The 17,237-nt window shown below is 43.3% G+C and carries 14 protein-coding genes and 5 tRNA genes; 13 read left to right on the top strand and 6 right to left on the bottom strand.

Going from position 1 to position 17,237, the window contains the following annotated elements; all coding sequences use genetic code 11:
* Positions 1-23: 23 nt before the first annotated feature.
* From pbp4b to JMN17_RS19850, 6 genes are all read right to left on the bottom strand, one after another.
* Complete coding sequence (gene pbp4b, locus JMN17_RS19875; RefSeq protein WP_202329104.1) at positions 24-1,349, bottom strand: penicillin binding protein PBP4B; 1,326 nt, start codon at positions 1,347-1,349, stop codon at positions 24-26.
* A gap of 55 nt (positions 1,350-1,404) precedes the next feature.
* A complete protein-coding gene (locus tag JMN17_RS19870) occupies positions 1,405-2,772 on the bottom strand; it encodes a PTS transporter subunit EIIC (RefSeq protein WP_087991999.1) in 1,368 nt (455 codons plus the stop codon).
* Positions 2,773-2,797: 25 nt separating this feature from the next.
* A complete protein-coding gene (locus JMN17_RS19865; RefSeq protein ID WP_087992000.1) occupies positions 2,798-3,649 on the bottom strand; it encodes a MurR/RpiR family transcriptional regulator in 852 nt (283 codons plus the stop codon).
* Between the two features lie 16 nt (positions 3,650-3,665).
* Positions 3,666-4,580, bottom strand: coding sequence for an N-acetylmuramic acid 6-phosphate etherase (gene murQ / locus JMN17_RS19860; RefSeq protein WP_202329103.1), 915 nt, complete (start codon positions 4,578-4,580; stop codon positions 3,666-3,668).
* Positions 4,581-4,688: 108 nt separating this feature from the next.
* Positions 4,689-5,171 (bottom strand): GNAT family N-acetyltransferase, encoded by a 483-nt coding sequence (locus JMN17_RS19855; RefSeq protein ID WP_202329099.1) that lies wholly within the window; start codon positions 5,169-5,171, stop codon positions 4,689-4,691.
* Between the two features lie 12 nt (positions 5,172-5,183).
* Positions 5,184-5,639, bottom strand: a complete 456-nt coding sequence (locus tag JMN17_RS19850) for a DUF523 domain-containing protein (protein ID WP_202329097.1) — start codon at positions 5,637-5,639, stop codon at positions 5,184-5,186.
* A gap of 180 nt (positions 5,640-5,819) precedes the next feature.
* On the opposite strand from JMN17_RS19850, the gene JMN17_RS19845 reads away from it, so the two are divergent.
* The 13 genes from JMN17_RS19845 to JMN17_RS19785 all read left to right on the top strand — a co-directional run bounded on the left by JMN17_RS19845 (position 5,820) and on the right by JMN17_RS19785 (position 17,230).
* A tRNA-Glu gene (locus JMN17_RS19845) sits at positions 5,820-5,894 on the top strand.
* A gap of 3 nt (positions 5,895-5,897) precedes the next feature.
* Positions 5,898-5,973, top strand: a tRNA-Val gene (locus JMN17_RS19840).
* Positions 5,974-5,977: 4 nt separating this feature from the next.
* Positions 5,978-6,050: transfer RNA gene (locus JMN17_RS19835), tRNA-Thr, on the top strand.
* Between the two features lie 17 nt (positions 6,051-6,067).
* Positions 6,068-6,152: transfer RNA gene (locus JMN17_RS19830), tRNA-Tyr, on the top strand.
* Positions 6,153-6,156: 4 nt separating this feature from the next.
* Positions 6,157-6,228 (top strand) — tRNA-Gln (locus JMN17_RS19825).
* Positions 6,229-6,456: 228 nt separating this feature from the next.
* The gene (sigW, locus tag JMN17_RS19820; protein ID WP_087992004.1) at positions 6,457-7,020 is read left to right on the top strand and encodes an RNA polymerase sigma factor SigW; all 564 of its coding nucleotides are present in this window, start codon (positions 6,457-6,459) and stop codon (positions 7,018-7,020) included.
* A gap of 13 nt (positions 7,021-7,033) precedes the next feature.
* Entirely contained in the window at positions 7,034-7,660 is a 627-nt protein-coding gene (rsiW, locus tag JMN17_RS19815; protein ID WP_087992005.1) for an anti-sigma-W factor RsiW, read from the top strand.
* A 163-nt stretch (positions 7,661-7,823) separates the two neighbouring features.
* Positions 7,824-8,645 carry a diadenylate cyclase CdaA gene (gene cdaA, locus JMN17_RS19810; RefSeq protein ID WP_087992006.1) on the top strand — a complete coding sequence of 274 codons (822 nt, stop codon included), beginning with the start codon at positions 7,824-7,826 and terminating at the stop codon, positions 8,643-8,645.
* On the top strand, positions 8,638-10,080 hold the full coding sequence (cdaR, locus tag JMN17_RS19805) for a CdaA regulatory protein CdaR (RefSeq protein ID WP_087992007.1): 1,443 nt from the start codon (positions 8,638-8,640) through the stop codon (positions 10,078-10,080). The genes cdaA and cdaR overlap by 8 nt, the downstream gene beginning before the upstream one ends.
* 18 nt (positions 10,081-10,098) lie before the next feature.
* The gene (gene glmM, locus JMN17_RS19800; protein WP_202329095.1) at positions 10,099-11,445 is read left to right on the top strand and encodes a phosphoglucosamine mutase; all 1,347 of its coding nucleotides are present in this window, start codon (positions 10,099-10,101) and stop codon (positions 11,443-11,445) included.
* 430 nt (positions 11,446-11,875) lie between these two features.
* Positions 11,876-13,678 (top strand): glutamine--fructose-6-phosphate transaminase (isomerizing), encoded by a 1,803-nt coding sequence (gene glmS, locus JMN17_RS19795; protein WP_202329093.1) that lies wholly within the window; start codon positions 11,876-11,878, stop codon positions 13,676-13,678.
* A 332-nt stretch (positions 13,679-14,010) separates the two neighbouring features.
* A complete protein-coding gene (locus JMN17_RS19790) occupies positions 14,011-14,634 on the top strand; it encodes an undecaprenyl-diphosphatase (RefSeq protein ID WP_087992011.1) in 624 nt (207 codons plus the stop codon).
* Between the two features lie 1,087 nt (positions 14,635-15,721).
* The gene (locus JMN17_RS19785) at positions 15,722-17,230 is read left to right on the top strand and encodes an NADH dehydrogenase subunit 5 (RefSeq protein WP_202329091.1); all 1,509 of its coding nucleotides are present in this window, start codon (positions 15,722-15,724) and stop codon (positions 17,228-17,230) included.
* Positions 17,231-17,237 lie beyond the last annotated feature (7 nt).

Genomic DNA, 17,237 nt, shown 5'->3' with positions numbered 1-17,237 from the left:
ACTTCCTCCTATCGTCGAATCATTTATTCCATCGCTTCATAAATCGCGGTAATGACGCTCCCGTAACTGCCTGTTGGAAATTGATCACCCTCAAACACGTTAGGATTTTCCTCTGGATCAGCAACTGGCGAATGCTTTTTGTTTGTTAACAATGCGATGCCTAAATGGTAAGTTGGATCAATGATCGTAACTGTCCCTGTCCAGCCGGTATGCCCGTAAGCACTTTCGCTGGCATAGGAGCCAAACATCCATTCCATGCTTTTACTGCCGTTTCGCCGCCAGCCAAGAGCGTATGTTGGGTCTGTTGCTGAAGGTGCCGTGAACAGGCCGGCTGTTTTCTGATCAAATAAAGAAACGCTTCGGTATGATCCTTTGTTTAGCATGACTTGCAGCAGAATGGCCATATCATCTGCATTTGAGAACAATCCGGCATGTCCGGACACGCCTCCCATTGAGTAAAATGCTTTTTCGTCATGCACTTCTCCTTGCAGCGTATCTGTACGGATGTTAGGGAAATGAATAAAGCCGTCCCGCGTATTGCCCATACGTTCAGTCGCTGCGAACTGCTTCGGTTTAAATCCTTTTTGCAACGGATTGTATAAGGTATGCTTCAGCCCCAACGGCTTGTAAAGTTCTTGCTCCGCATATACATCAAGCGGTTTACCGGTGAGATTTTCGACAATACTGCCGAGGAGCATATATCCTATGTCGCTGTATACGTGTTTTGTCCCTGTTTCATAATCGAGCGGAATTTTCGTTAAATATTCAATCGTTTTATTCCGGTCCTGAGAATAGTACATACCGGCTTTTTCCGGTGAGTAAAAGTAAAAGCTTGCGGGAAGTCCTGATTGGTGCTGCAGGACATCGATGACACGAATTTTGTTTTTTCCTTTTATGAGGTCTCCCGGCTTCTCCTTGAAATCAGGCAAATAAGCAGAAACCTTCTCATAGACGTCGAGTTTTCCTTGGCTGACTAAGCGCTGTAATGCAAAATTCGTTGCATACATTTTTGTATTTGAGGCCAAGTCAAACATCGTGTGGTTTTTCATTTTAACTGGGCGGCGCAGCAGCTCTGATCCTTCGTACTTTTTACTGTAGCCGTACGCTTCTTTTTTAATGATGCGGCCGTCCTTCACGATAACAAGAACGGCGCCTGGAAATCCTGCTTCAACATCCCGTTCTATCATCCGATCAACCTTCCTTAGTTTCTTCGACGAGAATTGTACAGTTTCTGAATTTATGGTTTTCGGCTCAATTTGGTTGTCTGCTGTTTGCGCGAAGGTTTCATTCGACACCAATATAGAAAAGGTTAAAATGGCACTGAATAAGGAAAGTGTCTTTGTTTTCATAGGCTTGCTCCTTTCCATGCTTCTATCCCGTTACTATCCCAAAAACAGAAACCATTTAATCGAACTGAGAAGCCATTTCATCTTTATATCCGAACGCGTAGGTCAATAAAAAGCCGGCCGCGTAGGAAATAAAGAGTCCGATGATATATAGGATAATTTGCGAAGACAGGACGAGAAAGGAAAGCGGCAGCCCGGAGACACCAATGGCAATGGTGGCTACCTGAAAATATGCTTGAAAAGCGCCGCCGATTCCGGCCCCTAAGCATGCTGTTAAAAACGGACGTCCAAGTGGCAGCGTAACTCCGAAGATTAGCGGTTCACCAATGCCGAGAAACCCTGGGGGGAGCCCGCCGGCGATCGCTTTTCTTAATGTTGTTTTTTTTGTTTTGACAAAGATGGCAAAGGCCGCACCTACCTGTCCCGCGCCTCCCATCGCCAGAATCGGGAGCAGAGGATCATTTCCAATTGAATTGATCAGTTCCATGTGCACAGGCGTCAAGCCTTGATGCAGTCCGGTCACGACGAGAGGAAGGAAGGTTGCGCCCAAAATAAAGCCTGCAGCGATGCCGCCGATGTCCAGGATGGACAGAAGGCCGGATGTAATGGCATCAGAAATGAAGCCGCCTAAAGGCATAAATAAAACATACGTTACGATTCCGGTGATTAACAGTGAAACGGTTGGAGTGACAATGATATCAAGTGATTGAGGAATAAAACGACGGATAAATTGTTCGGTGTAAGCGATGAATATGGCTGCGAAAAGAACTCCGATCAGCCCTCCCCTGCCCGGAAGAAGCTGTTCTCCGAATAAAACGATCTTTGCGATCTCCGGATTCAAAATCAAGATCCCCGCCAGAGCACCAAGAGCGGGTGTTCCGCCAAATTCTTTCGATGCGTTAATACCGACGAGAATGCCGAGATAAGTGAACAGCCCGGAGCCGATGACTGTCAAGATAATAGCGACTTGTGATTCTGCAGAGAGCCATTCGGCTTGAATGATTGCTTTGGTAATCCCAGTAATTAAACCGGAAGCGACGAGTGCGGGAATTAGCGGGATAAAGACGCTGGCAATTTTACGTAAGAAAAGCTTAAATGGAGTGGCGTTTTTTCGGTTTATATCGGCTTTCTTTTTGGCAGCTGCATCTTTGACATCGATATCTTCTTCTGCTGACACAAGCTTTGAGAAAGCGGCTGTGACATGATTGACGATTCCTGCTCCAAGGATGATTTGGATGGTTTCAGCTTCGACGACCCCCAATACGCCGTCAAGCTCTCTTAAAGCGTGAGCATCTGTATTGCTTTCATCGTAAGGCGTAATACGCAGGCGCGTCATGCAATGCGTATACGAGGAAATATTGGATTTTCCTCCGCATAGCTCAAGGATTTTCTTTGCGAGATGATGGTAGTTATTTTCTTTGCTCATCAAAACCCCTCCTCATCAAGATGCCTTATTTTTTTCTCATAGATTTTATGGCTGCTCTCGTTTTATCGATATATCCGGTTGTTTCTTCGTACCGCTCAGCCGCCATGCCTAAAAACAAAACATCAATCATAAAAAGCTGGGCGAGGCGGGAGGAAGTGGCTGCACTTCGAATCAGGGCTTCATTGGAGTGTGCCGTGTGCAACGGGACATCAGCCAGCGCGGAGACTGATGTCTGACTGAATTGTGTGAGGCTGATCGTTTTGATGCTTTTTTCCTTAGCCATCGTGAGCAGCTCAATGATTTCCTGCGTCTCTCCCGAAAACGAAATAGCGAATACGATGTCATCCTTATCTGCATTTGCGATTAATGATGCCACAAGATGAGTGTCTGTGAACGCGGTTGCTAGTTTATGAATGCGAAGCCACTTTTGCTGGGCGTCCTTGGCGACAATGCCGGAAGCCCCGACGCCGATAAAATGCACAGTATGTGCTTGGAGAAGCAGAGAAACCGCTCGTTCAAGCTCTTTATAGTCCATCAGGTCTGAGGTGTCTTGAATGGCTTGAATGGCATTGCCGGCCGCTTTTTCAGAAATGGAGGACAGCGGTTCGTGGGGCGCAATGTCCCGGTAGCCTTGAACAGCAGGCTTTGCCAGATCGCCTGCTACTCTCATTTTTAAATCTTGAAAACCCTTTAGTCCGAGTGATTTGCAGAGCCTGATGACGGCAGCATCACTTGAATTGGCTAAGGTGCTTATTTCGCTGACAGTGTTTTCTATTGCCCTGTGGGGATGAGTTAGGATGTAATCCGCAAGTTTACGCTCGGATGGAGGGAGCTTGTGCTTCATTGATTGGATGATCGCTAAACCGCCTGTTGCCATGCTCGTTCTCTCCTTATCATGAATGGTAGTTTTCGATTGCTTTGTCTATAAAACCGTTTGCTTCCTCAAGCAATGTTTGAGCTTTTTCTTGATCTGTGCTTGTTTTGAGCATGAGGATTGCCGTTTTGACGTGATCATTGGCTTGTTCCAGTGTATGTCTGGCTGTGTCGTATGAAGCGTTAGTAAGGCTTTGGATGATGCTGATGGCTCGTTCTTTTAGTTTCTTATTGCTGACGTTGACGTCTACCATCAAGTTTTCGTAAACCTTGCCGATTTTGACCATTACTGCGGTGGATATCATGTTTAGAATCATTTTATGAGCGGTTGCGGCTTTCATACGTGTTGATCCTGTAATGGCCTCAGGGCCAACAACAACCTCAATGCTGTGATCCGCTTCCTTGCTGATGGCGGAATTTTCATTGCAGGTAAGGGCGATGGCGTGTGCTCCTACTTTACGGGCGTATGTGAGGGCGCCTGCGGCATAAGGTGTGCGGCCGCTTGCTGCAATGGCAATGACTGTGTCGTTTGACGTAAGCTGTATGTTTTTTAAATCTTCGGCTCCTGCTTCTTCACTGTCTTCAATGCCCTCTGCTGCTTGCAAAAATGCTTTGGGGCCTCCAGCCATAATTCCGATGACCTGATCCGGGCTTACGCTGTAGGTGGGAGGACATTCAACAGCATCCATGACACCGAGTCTGCCGCTTGTGCCGGCGCCTGTGTATATGAGCCGGCCACCATTTTGAAACGAGTTGTATGCGCAGTCTACAGCTGTTTTGATATCAGGGAGAACCTGCTGAACGGCGGCAGCGACTTTCAAATCTTCGTTGTTGATCATCTTGAGGATGCCGAGAGTGTTTGTTTTGTGGATTTCCGCTGTTTGGCTATTGCGTGATTCTGTTGTAAGCCGGTGAAGGTTTAATAGTTCTGACATGAGGATGCCCCCTGTTTTAAAATGATGTATCTTACTATTCAGTATATTCACTTCCGTTGTGATATTTCAACTGGGTTTTATATTTTTGAAATTTTATTTCACCCGAGACTATAGGAAATAATGAAGAATCAGCTGTTCTCCAAGCGGCCCGATTTTTCGCCGTCCTTTATCTAGGAACCCGCTTTTCATATAAAGGTGTTTTGCGCGTGTGTTTAGGTGATTGACGGCCAAAATGATTTCATCGCACCATGGAAAATAACTGCTCACAAACGAGGGAAGCTGAAGCATTGCTTTTTTTGCATAGCCTTTTCCATGATGTACAGCGTTTAAAGACAGGGAGCTGAGCAGTAAAGCAAATGGATTGCTAGTATAGGGAGCAAGCGTTTCTTTTGATGTATGTAAAATGAAAAAGCCGACTGGCAGATTGTCATTTAAGATGACAGCCGGATACCGGTCCTGTATGCCTAAGGCCTGAGTCAGCACCTCTTTGGGGAGAGAGGTAAAGCGCTTGTCATCGTTGTTTAGGGTAAATGATTGAAGTTCCGGCGAATGTTCAGGTTTATAGAAGGATAAAGAAATGTCTTGAGTCATGGGGTGCCCTCCTTACAATATGTCGTCTAACTGGTTTTCTGAAATGACACGGCAGCCCGCTTGTTTTAGCAGTGCGGCGGTCACTCCGCTGCCGGCGATTTTTTTGCCAGTGAATGTGCCGTTATAAATGAAATTGCTTCCGCACGATGGACTGTTTTCTTTCAATATGACAGCGGATGCATTGATTGCTTTTGCGTAAGCTAATGTTTTAGCGGCGCCTTTCATATATAACTCTGTTACATCTTCTCCTGAGGCTGTCACGATTTTAGCGGTTCCATTGAGAACATCCTCGCCGGTGCCTCCGATGATTTCTGCAGGCTCACGGGGAGTGGAAAAGCCGCCGAGAAGCTCAGGACAAGCCATGACTGCTTTATTTTCATCGATGAGTTTTCTGATTTTCTCTGATGCGGCGTGAGAGCCGTTGTATCTGCATTCAATGCCTCCAAGGCAAGAACTGACTAGAATCATATTGGTTTCTCCTCTCTTGCTTCGCTTGTCTCTATCATAAAATAAATGACTAATGTTGGGAGGCTTTTTCAGTTAAAAAAGGAGTTAAAAAGTTTGAAAATAAAAAATTTAATTTTTCTCTTTACAAACAGGGGGTAACCTGTATATAATAACTTTTGTCAGCTCGACGAGAACACAAACGGCCCGTTGGTCAAGCGGTTAAGACACCGCCCTTTCACGGCGGTAACACGGGTTCGAATCCCGTACGGGTCACCATTTGGAGGATTAGCTCAGCTGGGAGAGCATCTGCCTTACAAGCAGAGGGTCGGCGGTTCGAGCCCGTCATCCTCCACCATCTTGCCGGTGTAGCTCAATTGGTAGAGCAACTGACTTGTAATCAGTAGGTTGGGGGTTCAAGTCCTCTTGCCGGCACTGTCTTTGCAAAATACGGAGGGGTAGCGAAGTGGCTAAACGCGGCGGACTGTAAATCCGCTCCCTCAGGGTTCGGCAGTTCGAATCTGCCCCCCTCCACCATTATTGGGCTATAGCCAAGCGGTAAGGCAACGGACTTTGACTCCGTCATGCGTTGGTTCGAATCCAGCTAGCCCAGTCACAGACACCTTTGACCAAAAGGTGTCTTTTTTATTTTGTGAAAATCATTCCAACTTCTAACTATTCAGTCTGTATAATAATTTTAAAAATATGTTAAGGTAGTTTATTCACGAATTACCATCTACACCCTGCCAAAAATTTGTTAAACTTATTTTATAAAAAATTGAAACCTTTTAAAACGAAGCTCGTATACATACAGACCGGTGAAGGCAGAGGTTAGATAAATATGGAAATGATGATTAAAAAGAGAATTAAGCAAGTCAAAAAAGGCGACCAAAATGCATTTGCGGACATCGTAGATATTTACAAGGATAAAATTTATCAGCTTTGCTACCGTATGCTTGGCAATGTGCATGAGGCAGAGGATATTGCACAGGAGGCTTTCATCAGGGCGTACGTTAATATCGACAGTTTTGATATTAACCGGAAATTTTCAACTTGGCTTTATCGAATCGCGACCAATTTGACTATTGACCGCATTCGCAAAAAGAAGCCGGATTATTACCTCGATGCAGAGGTGGCTGGTACGGAAGGCTTGACCATGTATTCGCAAATCGCCGCAGACGGAGTTTTGCCAGAAGATGAAGTAGTGTCGCTGGAGCTCTCAAACACGATTCAGCAGAAAATTTTAAAGCTTCCTGACAAATACAGAACAGTTATCGTATTAAAGTATATTGACGAACTCTCATTAATTGAAATCGGCGAGATTCTAAACATTCCTGTGGGGACTGTGAAAACGCGGATTCACAGAGGCAGAGAGGCTCTTCGAAAACAATTAAGGGATCTTTAAGTGGGGTGATGAAATGAGCTGTCCTGAACAAATTGTGCAGCTTATGCATATGCATCTTGATGGAGATATCCTTCCAAAAGATGAACACGTATTAAATGAACATCTTGAGACATGCGAGAAATGCAGAAAGCATTTTTATGAGATGGAAAAATCTATAGCACTCGTCCGGAGCACATCGCATGTCGAAGCCCCCGCGGATTTTACCGCTAATGTCATGGCTAAATTGCCTAAGGAGAAGAAAAGAGCTTCTGTGAAAAGGTGGTTCAGAACCCATCCTGTTATCGCAGCTGCTGCGGTATTCATCATTTTGATGGGCGGAGGTTTTTTAAACAGCTGGCATAATGACCACAACTTCAGCGTGTCTAAGCAGCCGAATCTTGTGGTGCAGAACCATACTGTGATCGTGCCTGAAGGTGAGACGGTCAAAGGTGATGTCACTGTCAAAAACGGCAAGCTGATTATTAAAGGCAAAATAGACGGGGATGTAACCGTCGTAAATGGCGAAAAGTATATGGCCTCTGCTGGACAAGTCACCGGTCAGATTGAAGAAATCAATCAATTATTTGACTGGACATGGTATAAATTGAAGTCTGCGGGGAAAAGTGTACTCAATGCATTAAAACCGAACGAAAAAGAGTAAAGCGTGTCAGTTGCTTTGCTCTTTTTTTTTACGGGCTGTAAGAGCTGGCGCATTTCACTTGCCGAATCGAAATGTGGTATAATGGGCTCGCTATGTTAAGTACATATGCGTAACACGTAAAACACAAAAATACGAAATGACTGAAATCTTGGAGGACGAGGAAATGGCTTTTGAGGATATCCCTTTTTTGCAGTACCTCGGCAATGCCGTTGATATTCTCCTTGTTTGGTATGTGATATATAAACTTATTATGGTCATACGTGGCACGAAAGCGGTTCAGCTGTTAAAAGGAATTGTCGTGATCGTGCTTGTCCGTATGGCCAGCCAATATTTGGGCCTCGGCACGCTTCAATGGCTGATGGACCAAGCAATAACATGGGGATTTTTAGCAATTATTATTATTTTTCAGCCTGAGCTGAGAAGAGCGCTTGAACAGCTTGGCCGGGGCCGCTTTTTCTCAAGAAGCGGCACGCCTGTGGAGGAAGCGCAGCAGAAAACGATTGAGGCAATCACAAAAGCGATCAATTATATGGCGAAACGCCGTATAGGCGCCCTGTTGACCATTGAGCGGGACACTGGAATGGGCGATTATATTGAGACAGGCATACCATTGAATGCCAAAGTCAGCTCTGAGCTGCTGATCAATATTTTTATCCCGAACACCCCGCTTCATGACGGTGCTGTGATTATGAAGAATAATGAAATTGCCGCTGCCGCCTGCTATCTGCCGCTTTCGGAAAGCCCGTTTATTTCAAAAGAACTGGGTACGCGGCACAGAGCGGCTGTCGGTATCAGTGAAGTGACAGACAGTTTGACGATTATTGTGTCTGAAGAGACCGGCGGCGTCAGTGTGGCAAAGAACGGCGACCTTCACAGAGAGCTGACCGAAGAAGCGCTGAAAGAAATGCTTGAAGCCGAGTTTAAGAAAAACACCAAAGACACTTCTTCTAACCGCTGGTATTGGAGGGGCAAGAAAAATGGATAAATTCTTAAACAATCGCTGGGCTGTGAAAATTATTGCTCTGCTTTTCGCGCTCTTGCTTTATGTGGCGGTCAACAGCAATCAAGCACCGACTCCGAAAAAACCGGGTGAATCTTTCTTTCCGACATCAACAATTGATGAGGCAACACTGACCGACATTCCGGTCAAAGCGTATTACGATGATGAAAACTACGTCGTGACGGGTGTTCCGCAAACGGTTAATGTCACGATAAAAGGCTCGACAAGTGCCGTGAAAAAGGCTAGACAGACCAAGAATTTTGAAATATATGCCGACATGGAAAATTTAAAAACCGGCACACATAAGGTTGAGCTAAAGGCCAAAAACGTGTCGGATGGGCTGACAATCTCAATCAATCCGTCTGTTACGACAGTTACGATTCAAGAACGGATGACCAAAAGCTTTCCCGTAGAAGTGGAGTACTACAATAAAAGCAAGATGAAAAAAGGCTATTCTCCGGAGCAGCCGATTGTCAGTCCGAAAAATGTGCAGATTACCGGATCTAAAGATGTGATTGATCATATTTCTCTTGTGAAAGCTTCAGTGAACCTGGAAAACGCAGATGAAACGATTGAAAAAGAGGCAAAAGTGACTGTCTATGATAAGGACGGAAACGCGCTTCCTGTGGACGTGGAGCCCTCGGTCATCAAGATTACCGTTCCGGTGACAAGCCCAAGTAAAAAAGTACCCTTTAAAATTGAACGGACAGGAAGCCTTCCTGACGGTGTCAGTATAGCGAATATTGAATCCAGCCCCAGTGAGGTAACGGTTTACGGCTCGCAGGATGTGTTGGATTCTCTTGAATTTATAGACGGCGTCAGCTTAGATTTAAGCAAAATTAACAAGGATTCCGATATCGAGGCAGATATTCCGCTTCCTGACGGCGTCAAAAAAATCTCGCCGTCAAAGGTGACTTTGCATATAGAAGTAGATAGTGAAGCGGATCAGAAGTTTGAGAATGTCTCTATTAAGACTGTAGGGCTGAGCAGCTCGCAAAACATTGAATTTCTAGATCCTGATTCGCAAGCGATAGACGTGACGGCTAAAGGCTCTCCCAGCAATATAAAAAAACTGGAAAAATCAGATATTGAATTGTATGTGAATGTTTCAGATTTAGATGACGGGGAGCATAGCGTGAAGCTTGAAGTAAACGGGCCTCAAAATGTAACCTGGTCCTTGGGACAGAAAAACGCCAAAATCAAGCTGACGTCTAAAAAAAGCAATACATCAACTAATGACAACAGCAGCAATACATCAGGGAACCAGGATGACACAGGTCAACAAACGAATGATCAAAAGAACAACCAGCAAGATACAACGAAAAACAGCAATGATCAAAAACAAGACGAACATAAAGATCAAAACCAAGATCAGGATGAGGACGAATCTACTTCTGGTTCACAATCATCATCAGAATAAAAAAGGAGCGATTATAAAATGGGCAAGTATTTTGGAACAGATGGTGTAAGAGGTGTCGCCAATAGTGAGCTTACACCTGAGCTGGCCTTTAAAGTCGGACGTTTCGGCGGATATGTGCTGACAAAAGACAAACAACGTCCAAAAGTGCTGATAGGCCGCGATACACGGATCTCCGGCCATATGCTGGAGGGAGCCCTTGTCGCCGGACTTTTATCCATTGGCGCAGAAGTCATGCGTCTGGGTGTCATTTCTACACCTGGTGTATCTTATTTAACAAAAGCGATGGATGCAGAGGCAGGCGTCATGATTTCTGCCTCTCACAACCCAGTGCAGGATAACGGCATCAAGTTTTTCGGGGGAGACGGATTTAAGCTTTCCGACGAACAGGAGGCTGAAATTGAACGACTGATGGACGAACCGGAGGATAAGCTGCCAAGACCGGTCGGAGCCGATCTCGGGCTTGTAAATGATTATTTTGAAGGCGGCCAAAAATATCTGCAATTTTTAAAACAGACAGCTGATGAAGATTTCACAGGCATTCATGTGGCGCTCGACTGTGCTCATGGCGCAACATCGTCCTTGGCGACACACCTGTTTGCTGATTTAGATGCAGATGTTTCAACAATGGGCACTTCCCCGAACGGGTTAAACATTAATGACGGCGTTGGATCGACACATCCAGAAGCGCTCAGCGCGTTTGTCAAAGAGAAAAACGCCGATCTCGGCCTTGCGTTCGACGGTGACGGCGACCGCCTGATTGCGGTCGATGAAAAAGGAAATATCGTTGACGGCGACCAAATCATGTACATATGCTCAAAATACCTGAAATCAGAGGGCCGCTTAAAGGATGATACAGTCGTTTCAACCGTGATGAGCAATCTCGGCTTCTATAAGGCGCTCGAAAAAGAAGGCATCAACAGCGTTCAGACAGCTGTCGGCGACCGTTACGTAGTAGAAGCGATGAAACATGACGGCTACAATGTCGGAGGTGAGCAGTCAGGACATCTTATTTTCCTTGATTACAACACGACAGGGGACGGATTGTTGTCTGCTATTATGCTGATGAACACATTGAAAGCGACAGGGAAGCCGCTGTCAGAGCTTGCAGCTGAAATGCAGAAGTTCCCGCAGCTGTTAGTCAATGTGAGAGTAACTGATAAATATAAAGTCGAAGAAAATGAAAAAGTAAAAGCTGTTATTTCTGAAGTTGAAAAAGAAATGAACGGCGACGGCCGGATTTTGGTGCGCCCTTCAGGCACTGAACCGCTCGTCCGTGTTATGGCTGAAGCGAAAACGAAAGAGCTGTGCGATGAATACGTAAATCGCATTGCTGAAGTTGTGCGGTCAGAAATGGGATTGGAGTAACGAAGCCTATCATCAGAGAGCGAACAAGACAAGCGAGGTTTACATATGATAATGGTGAGACATGCGGCAAAGTTGTTTAAAAAACAATTGACCGTGCATGGCACATGCTGTAAAATCAAGCTTGTCTTGTTCTTATTTTCTCTGAGGAAGAAAAGATGGGATTATTGCTTCACCTATAATTATAGCGCCCGGACTAAGCGCCCGAAAAAAGGCTTAGTTGACGAGGATGGAGGTTATCGAATTTTCGGCGGATGCCTCCCGGCTGATTATGCAGATCACAGCCGTAAGGATTTCTTCAAACCAAGGAGGCGACTCCTTGCACAAAGAGAAATCACATGATCTTCCAAAAACATGTAGGAGGGGACGATTGAAAGTCCCCTTGAAATTCGACTTTCTTCGTCTCCTTTTACAATCTTAGGAGGAAGAAATTATGTGTGGAATCGTAGGTTATATCGGTCAGCTTGATGCGAAGGAAATTTTACTGAAAGGGTTAGAAAAGCTTGAGTACCGCGGATATGACTCTGCGGGTATCGCTGTTGCCAACGAACAGGGGATTCATGTGTTCAAAGAAAAAGGACGCATTGCTGATCTTCGTGAAGTTGTGGATGCCAATGCAGAGGCGAAGGCCGGAATTGGCCATACTCGCTGGGCAACACACGGCGAACCAAGCTATCTGAACGCTCACCCGCATCAAAGCGCACTGGGCCGCTTTACACTTGTTCATAACGGTGTGATCGAGAACTATGTTCAGCTGAAACAAGAGTATTTGCAAGATGTAGAGCTCAAAAGTGACACCGATACAGAGGTAGTTGTTCAAGTAATCGAGCAATTTGTCAACGGAGGACTTGAAACAGAAGAAGCGTTCCGCAAAACACTTACACTGTTAAAAGGCTCTTATGCAATTGCTTTATTCGACAACGAAAACAGAGAAACGATTTTTGTAGCGAAAAACAAAAGCCCTCTATTAGTCGGTCTTGGAGATACATTCAACGTCGTAGCATCTGATGCGATGGCAATGCTTCAAGTGACCAATGAATACGTAGAGCTGATGGATAAAGAAATGGTCATCGTCACTGATGATCAAGTTGTCATCAAAAACCTTGATGGTGACGTGATTTCCCGTGCTTCTTATATCGCTGAGCTGGATGCCAGTGATATCGAAAAAGGCACATACCCTCACTACATGTTGAAAGAAACTGATGAGCAGCCTGTTGTCATGCGCAAAATCATCCAAACGTATCAAGATGAACACGGCAAGCTGTCTGTGCCTGGCGATATCGCTGCCGCTGTAGCGGAAGCGGACCGCATCTATATCATTGGCTGCGGAACAAGCTACCATGCAGGACTTGTCGGTAAACAATATATTGAAATGTGGGCAAGTGTGCCGGTTGAAGTGCATGTAGCGAGTGAATTCTCTTACAACATGCCGCTCCTGTCTAAGAAACCGCTCTTCATTTTCCTTTCTCAAAGCGGAGAAACAGCAGACAGCCGCGCGGTACTTGTTCAAGTCAAAGCGCTCGGACATAAAGCTCTGACAATCACAAACGTACCGGGATCAACGCTTTCTCGTGAAGCTGATTACACATTGCTGCTTCATGCAGGCCCTGAAATCGCTGTTGCGTCAACGAAAGCATACACTGCACAAATCGCAGTTCTTGCGGTTCTTGCATCTGTAGCTGCAGACAAAAACGGCATTGATATCGGATTTGACCTCGTCAAAGAACTTGGTATCGCTGCAAACGCAATGGAAGCCCTTTGCGACCAGAAAGACGAAATGGAAATGATCGCACGTGAATACTTGACTGTATCCAGAAACGCTTTCTTCATCGGACGCGGCCTTGACTACTTCGTATGTGTCGAAGGCGCACTGAAGCTGAAAGAGATTTCTTACATCCAGGCTGAAGGTTTTGCCGGCGGAGAGCTGAAGCACGGCACGATTGCTTTGATCGAACAAGGTACACCAGTATTCGCACTGGCGACACAAGAGCACGTAAACCTAAGCATCCGCGGAAACGTCAAAGAAGTTGCCGCTCGCGGAGCAAACACATGCATCATCTCACTGAAAGGCCTAGACGATGCGGATGACAGATTCGTACTGCCGGAAGTAAACCCAGCGCTTGCTCCATTGGTTTCTGTTGTTCCATTGCAGCTGATCGCTTACTATGCTGCACTGCATCGCGGCTGTGATGTTGATAAGCCTCGTAACCTTGCGAAGAGTGTTACTGTGGAGTAAAATGTTTAACCCCTTTGGTTGTTTTGTGGCTTTGAAATAAAGTCGCGATTTTTGTAAAAAGATGTGATGTTTAAAATAAAGTTACGACGTTTATAAAAATGTTACGACGCTTTTTCCCTTAGATAATTTTTGTCTAAGGGTATTTTTCTATTTTAACTAAAGAGGCAGGTAACTAAAAGTTATAAGGGGATTCCAATTGATTTTGGGTCCCCTTTTTACATAAATGATGTGACACCACTCTTACAAAAATGTAACTTTAATCTCAAATAATGTAATTTGATTCGATGGCAGGTCATCTAATTTTCTTTTACTATGTTCTAAAAAGAGATTGGATGGTGTTGGGTTTGGATATTTCAGAAGTTAATATATCACTGTTTAGACTAGTTAATGACTTAGGAAAAGAACATCCCTTTTTGAATCCTGTATTTAGTTTTATTGCTGAATATATGGTTTTTTTACTTGCACTAAGTGTTCTTTTTATTTGGTTTACAAGAGATACGGATAATAGAATTATGATTCTTTGTGCATCTATCGCTTTCATTTGTGCCTTTACGATAGGGAAGGTTGCAGGGGTATTTCACTCGAATTATCAACCTTTTGTTGAATTGGGAGAGGTTAATAAACTGATACATAAAGAAAAAGACAATTCTTTTCCAAGTGACCATACAATTTTATTCTTCTCATATTGTATTTCATTCTGGCTCTTTAAAAGAGGCTGGTCAATTTTATGGGTATTGTTAGCTGTTCTTGTGGGAGTCTCCCGTATATGGGTTGGGGTTCATTATCCTTTTGATGTTTTAGCAGGAGTATTAATAAGCCTAGCAGTTTCAACTTTTATATATTTAACATTCCCTAAACTAAATGTTACTCAAACTACCATAAAAATTTATGAAAAATGTGAAAACATACTTCTTTATCGCTTCAAAAGAAAGGAAAACAAGTCAAAAAACCTTTAGATTTATTCAACAATCGGGTGCTAATGTTCAAAAAATCGCAACCTAAAATGATCAAACTCTTTTATAAAGATTCCATCTGTATTCAAAACTGTAGAATCCATTTTGATCTATCTTTTTTTCTAAATGGATTCTTTAAATTTGCCGTACACTGAAGGTTCATGTGTTATTTTTGATCAACCTTTATTTCACAGCTACAGTTTTAGCCAAAGGGGTTTTTTGTTTTAAAGATGGCTATGTTTAGTTTTACAAATATTTAAGATTGCCAAAGAATATGAAAATATAAAGAAGGTATTTTCAGGGAAAGTGACATCTACGGAGAAATTGGGGAATTCTAGCGATAACAATATCCACAGCAGCTAGTTCAACCGATTTAAACACGGTAAATTTTTGGTCGTTAGGGCTGTTGAAAATAAAGTAGGAACCAGTATTCATTTATAGTTGCTAATTGAACTCAGTTATTTACTAAACAAGAAAATGATTATAAAATTTTTCTTGTATTTAAAAAAATTAAAGTGATAGATATCATAAGCCTTGGATAAAGATTCAGGATGTATATTTAAAGGGAAAGCAAGATTTCATACTTCATTCTCCGTATTCCAACATCTTGACAATGTTTAAAATTTAGCATATCTTATACGTAACGTAATAATCGGTGCAGATGTTTATTTTCGCCATTCTAAATCATTAGGCCTTTAGCATTCTTTTGATATTTAATTTAAATCTTGACTGGATGAAAAAGTATTCTAATATTAAAAAGGAAAAGTAACATAAATCGATTTATTTTATAATCAAGGGACTAAATGAAAGTTTTAACGATGATTCCTTTAGAAGGAAGTTAAAATATAGCTTAAAGCTAAATGACCAATAATAAGGTAGCTCTTCAAAAAACTTCACTGAAGTTAGTTGAAGTGAAGCCGACAATTTTCAAGATTCAATGATCTAAAATTATCATTGAAATTTTGAAGTTGTCGGTTTTTTTATTGGAAAAAAATAGAGATGAATAAAAATTGTAATAAATGATAGAAAAATATGATCTGACTTAAAGGTCTTTTGAACAATAATGACATTTAAAAAGGGAGAAGTTAGAATGTTAGTTTCGTCATCATTATTAACATTATTTTTTATGATGCTTATTGCATCTGGGATAAGCGGACTATTGTTTTTACATCCACGCGTACCCTTGAGCTTTATTCGCATTCATATTGGTATTTTGGCTTTACCACCGTTGGTATCCTTAGTCATTCTTGCCAATGGCAGTGTGAATGGAAATGTGGGCCCTTGGTACTTAGATTCCTTAGCTTGGTTAATGGCTTTCTTTGTTTTAGCAATTGGCCTAATCATTCAGCGTTTTTCTGTACGTTACTTAATGGGGGATCGATCTTATCGAAAATATTTTGCGCTTTTTACTTTCACTACAGGTGCTGCTTCAATTGCATGGTTAAGTGGTGATCTCCGCCTGATAGTTGTTTTTTGGGGAGCAACTCTTGTCGGTTTAACCTTACTTATCAGGTTAAACAGTGCATGGCAAGTGGCTAGTGAAGCAGCCAAGGTTTCTGGCCGCTTATTTTTGTTAAGTTGGTTTTCTTTGTTTTTCGCGATGATTTGGCTTTTTCAAGTCACAGGCCAATGGCAGTTATCATTGGTTTTAACAAATGAAAGTTTAGCTCAACTGGGGGGATGGGAGAGAACAGGGATTAATCTATTGATTGTATTAGCAGTGATCATTCCCGCAGCTCAATGGCCATTCCAAAGATGGTTAATTGAGTCTATTGTTGCTCCAACTCCTGTTTCTGCGATTATGCACGCAGGTTTAGTCAATGCAGGCGGGATTATACTAGCCCGGTTTTCACCTCTATTTAATGGTGGTATAGCTTCGATTATTTTACTTATGCTTGCTGGGATCTCTGTATTGATTGGAACTGGCATTAGTTTAGTCCAGGTTGACTATAAACGCCAGTTAGTAGGCTCCACGATTGGACAAATGGGGTTTATGCTCATTCAGTGTGCATTAGGTGCGTATGTAGCAGCCATTATTCATCTTATTTTACATGGTTTATTCAAAGCTACGTTGTTTTTACAAGCTGGTTCAGCGGTACGGTCTCATGAAGTATCGGCTGGCGTTAATATAGGAACATCCTATTTATGGATCATGGGTGGTCGGATTTTATCCTTAGTTATAGGGGTTTCTTTTTGGCTCACGGCTCCTGATGAGGGGTATCAATTCATTAGTGCGCTAATCTTAGGGTGGTCATTGTCCGTTTCTTGGACTCAGCTCGTAGCTTTTGGAGAGGGAAGACTTGGCCGAATTGTTGGCATAACATTTTTAGGAGGAGCAGCTCTCGTATATTTTATCATTCATAGCCTCTTCTATGAGTGTTTGCATACAATCGCTTTTCAAAGTGTTCAGCCTCCAATGTCAGCTGTGATCATTGTCGTATGTCTCTTACTATTTGGCAGTGCTTTAGGTACGTGGGTTGCTCGTCATCGTTCTTCCGTTTTCTTCGCAGTACTCTATCTTTGGTTAGTGCGATTAGGTGAAGCAAAACCAAAGACAGTAGAGAGACATCCAGACTACCTTAAACAATATTTATCATAAGGAGGTC

The sequence above is a fragment of the Bacillus sp. RHFS10 genome (assembly GCF_016757475.1).
Lineage (GTDB): Bacteria > Bacillota > Bacilli > Bacillales > Bacillaceae > Bacillus > Bacillus subtilis_G.
The sequence above is the reverse complement of the archived record's forward strand: the minus strand, read 5'-3'. Positions and strand labels throughout refer to the sequence as shown.

What these genes read in the sequence shown, in the direction of transcription:
- pbp4b (WP_202329104.1), bottom strand. Translation starts at nt 1,349, where the DNA reads ATGAAAACAAAGACACTTTCCTTATTCAGTGCCATTTTAACCTTTTCT.
- JMN17_RS19855 (WP_202329099.1), bottom strand. Translation starts at nt 5,171, where the DNA reads ATGACTCAAGACATTTCTTTATCCTTCTATAAACCTGAACATTCGCCG.
- glmM (WP_202329095.1), top strand. Translation starts at nt 10,099, where the DNA reads ATGGGCAAGTATTTTGGAACAGATGGTGTAAGAGGTGTCGCCAATAGT.
- JMN17_RS19870 (WP_087991999.1), bottom strand. Translation starts at nt 2,772, where the DNA reads ATGAGCAAAGAAAATAACTACCATCATCTCGCAAAGAAAATCCTTGAG.
- cdaR (WP_087992007.1), top strand. Translation starts at nt 8,638, where the DNA reads ATGGATAAATTCTTAAACAATCGCTGGGCTGTGAAAATTATTGCTCTG.
- JMN17_RS19790 (WP_087992011.1), top strand. Translation starts at nt 14,011, where the DNA reads ATGGTGTTGGGTTTGGATATTTCAGAAGTTAATATATCACTGTTTAGA.
- murQ (WP_202329103.1), bottom strand. Translation starts at nt 4,580, where the DNA reads ATGTCAGAACTATTAAACCTTCACCGGCTTACAACAGAATCACGCAAT.
- glmS (WP_202329093.1), top strand. Translation starts at nt 11,876, where the DNA reads ATGTGTGGAATCGTAGGTTATATCGGTCAGCTTGATGCGAAGGAAATT.
- sigW (WP_087992004.1), top strand. Translation starts at nt 6,457, where the DNA reads ATGGAAATGATGATTAAAAAGAGAATTAAGCAAGTCAAAAAAGGCGAC.
- JMN17_RS19865 (WP_087992000.1), bottom strand. Translation starts at nt 3,649, where the DNA reads ATGGCAACAGGCGGTTTAGCGATCATCCAATCAATGAAGCACAAGCTC.
- cdaA (WP_087992006.1), top strand. Translation starts at nt 7,824, where the DNA reads ATGGCTTTTGAGGATATCCCTTTTTTGCAGTACCTCGGCAATGCCGTT.
- rsiW (WP_087992005.1), top strand. Translation starts at nt 7,034, where the DNA reads ATGAGCTGTCCTGAACAAATTGTGCAGCTTATGCATATGCATCTTGAT.
- JMN17_RS19850 (WP_202329097.1), bottom strand. Translation starts at nt 5,639, where the DNA reads ATGATTCTAGTCAGTTCTTGCCTTGGAGGCATTGAATGCAGATACAAC.
- JMN17_RS19785 (WP_202329091.1), top strand. Translation starts at nt 15,722, where the DNA reads ATGTTAGTTTCGTCATCATTATTAACATTATTTTTTATGATGCTTATT.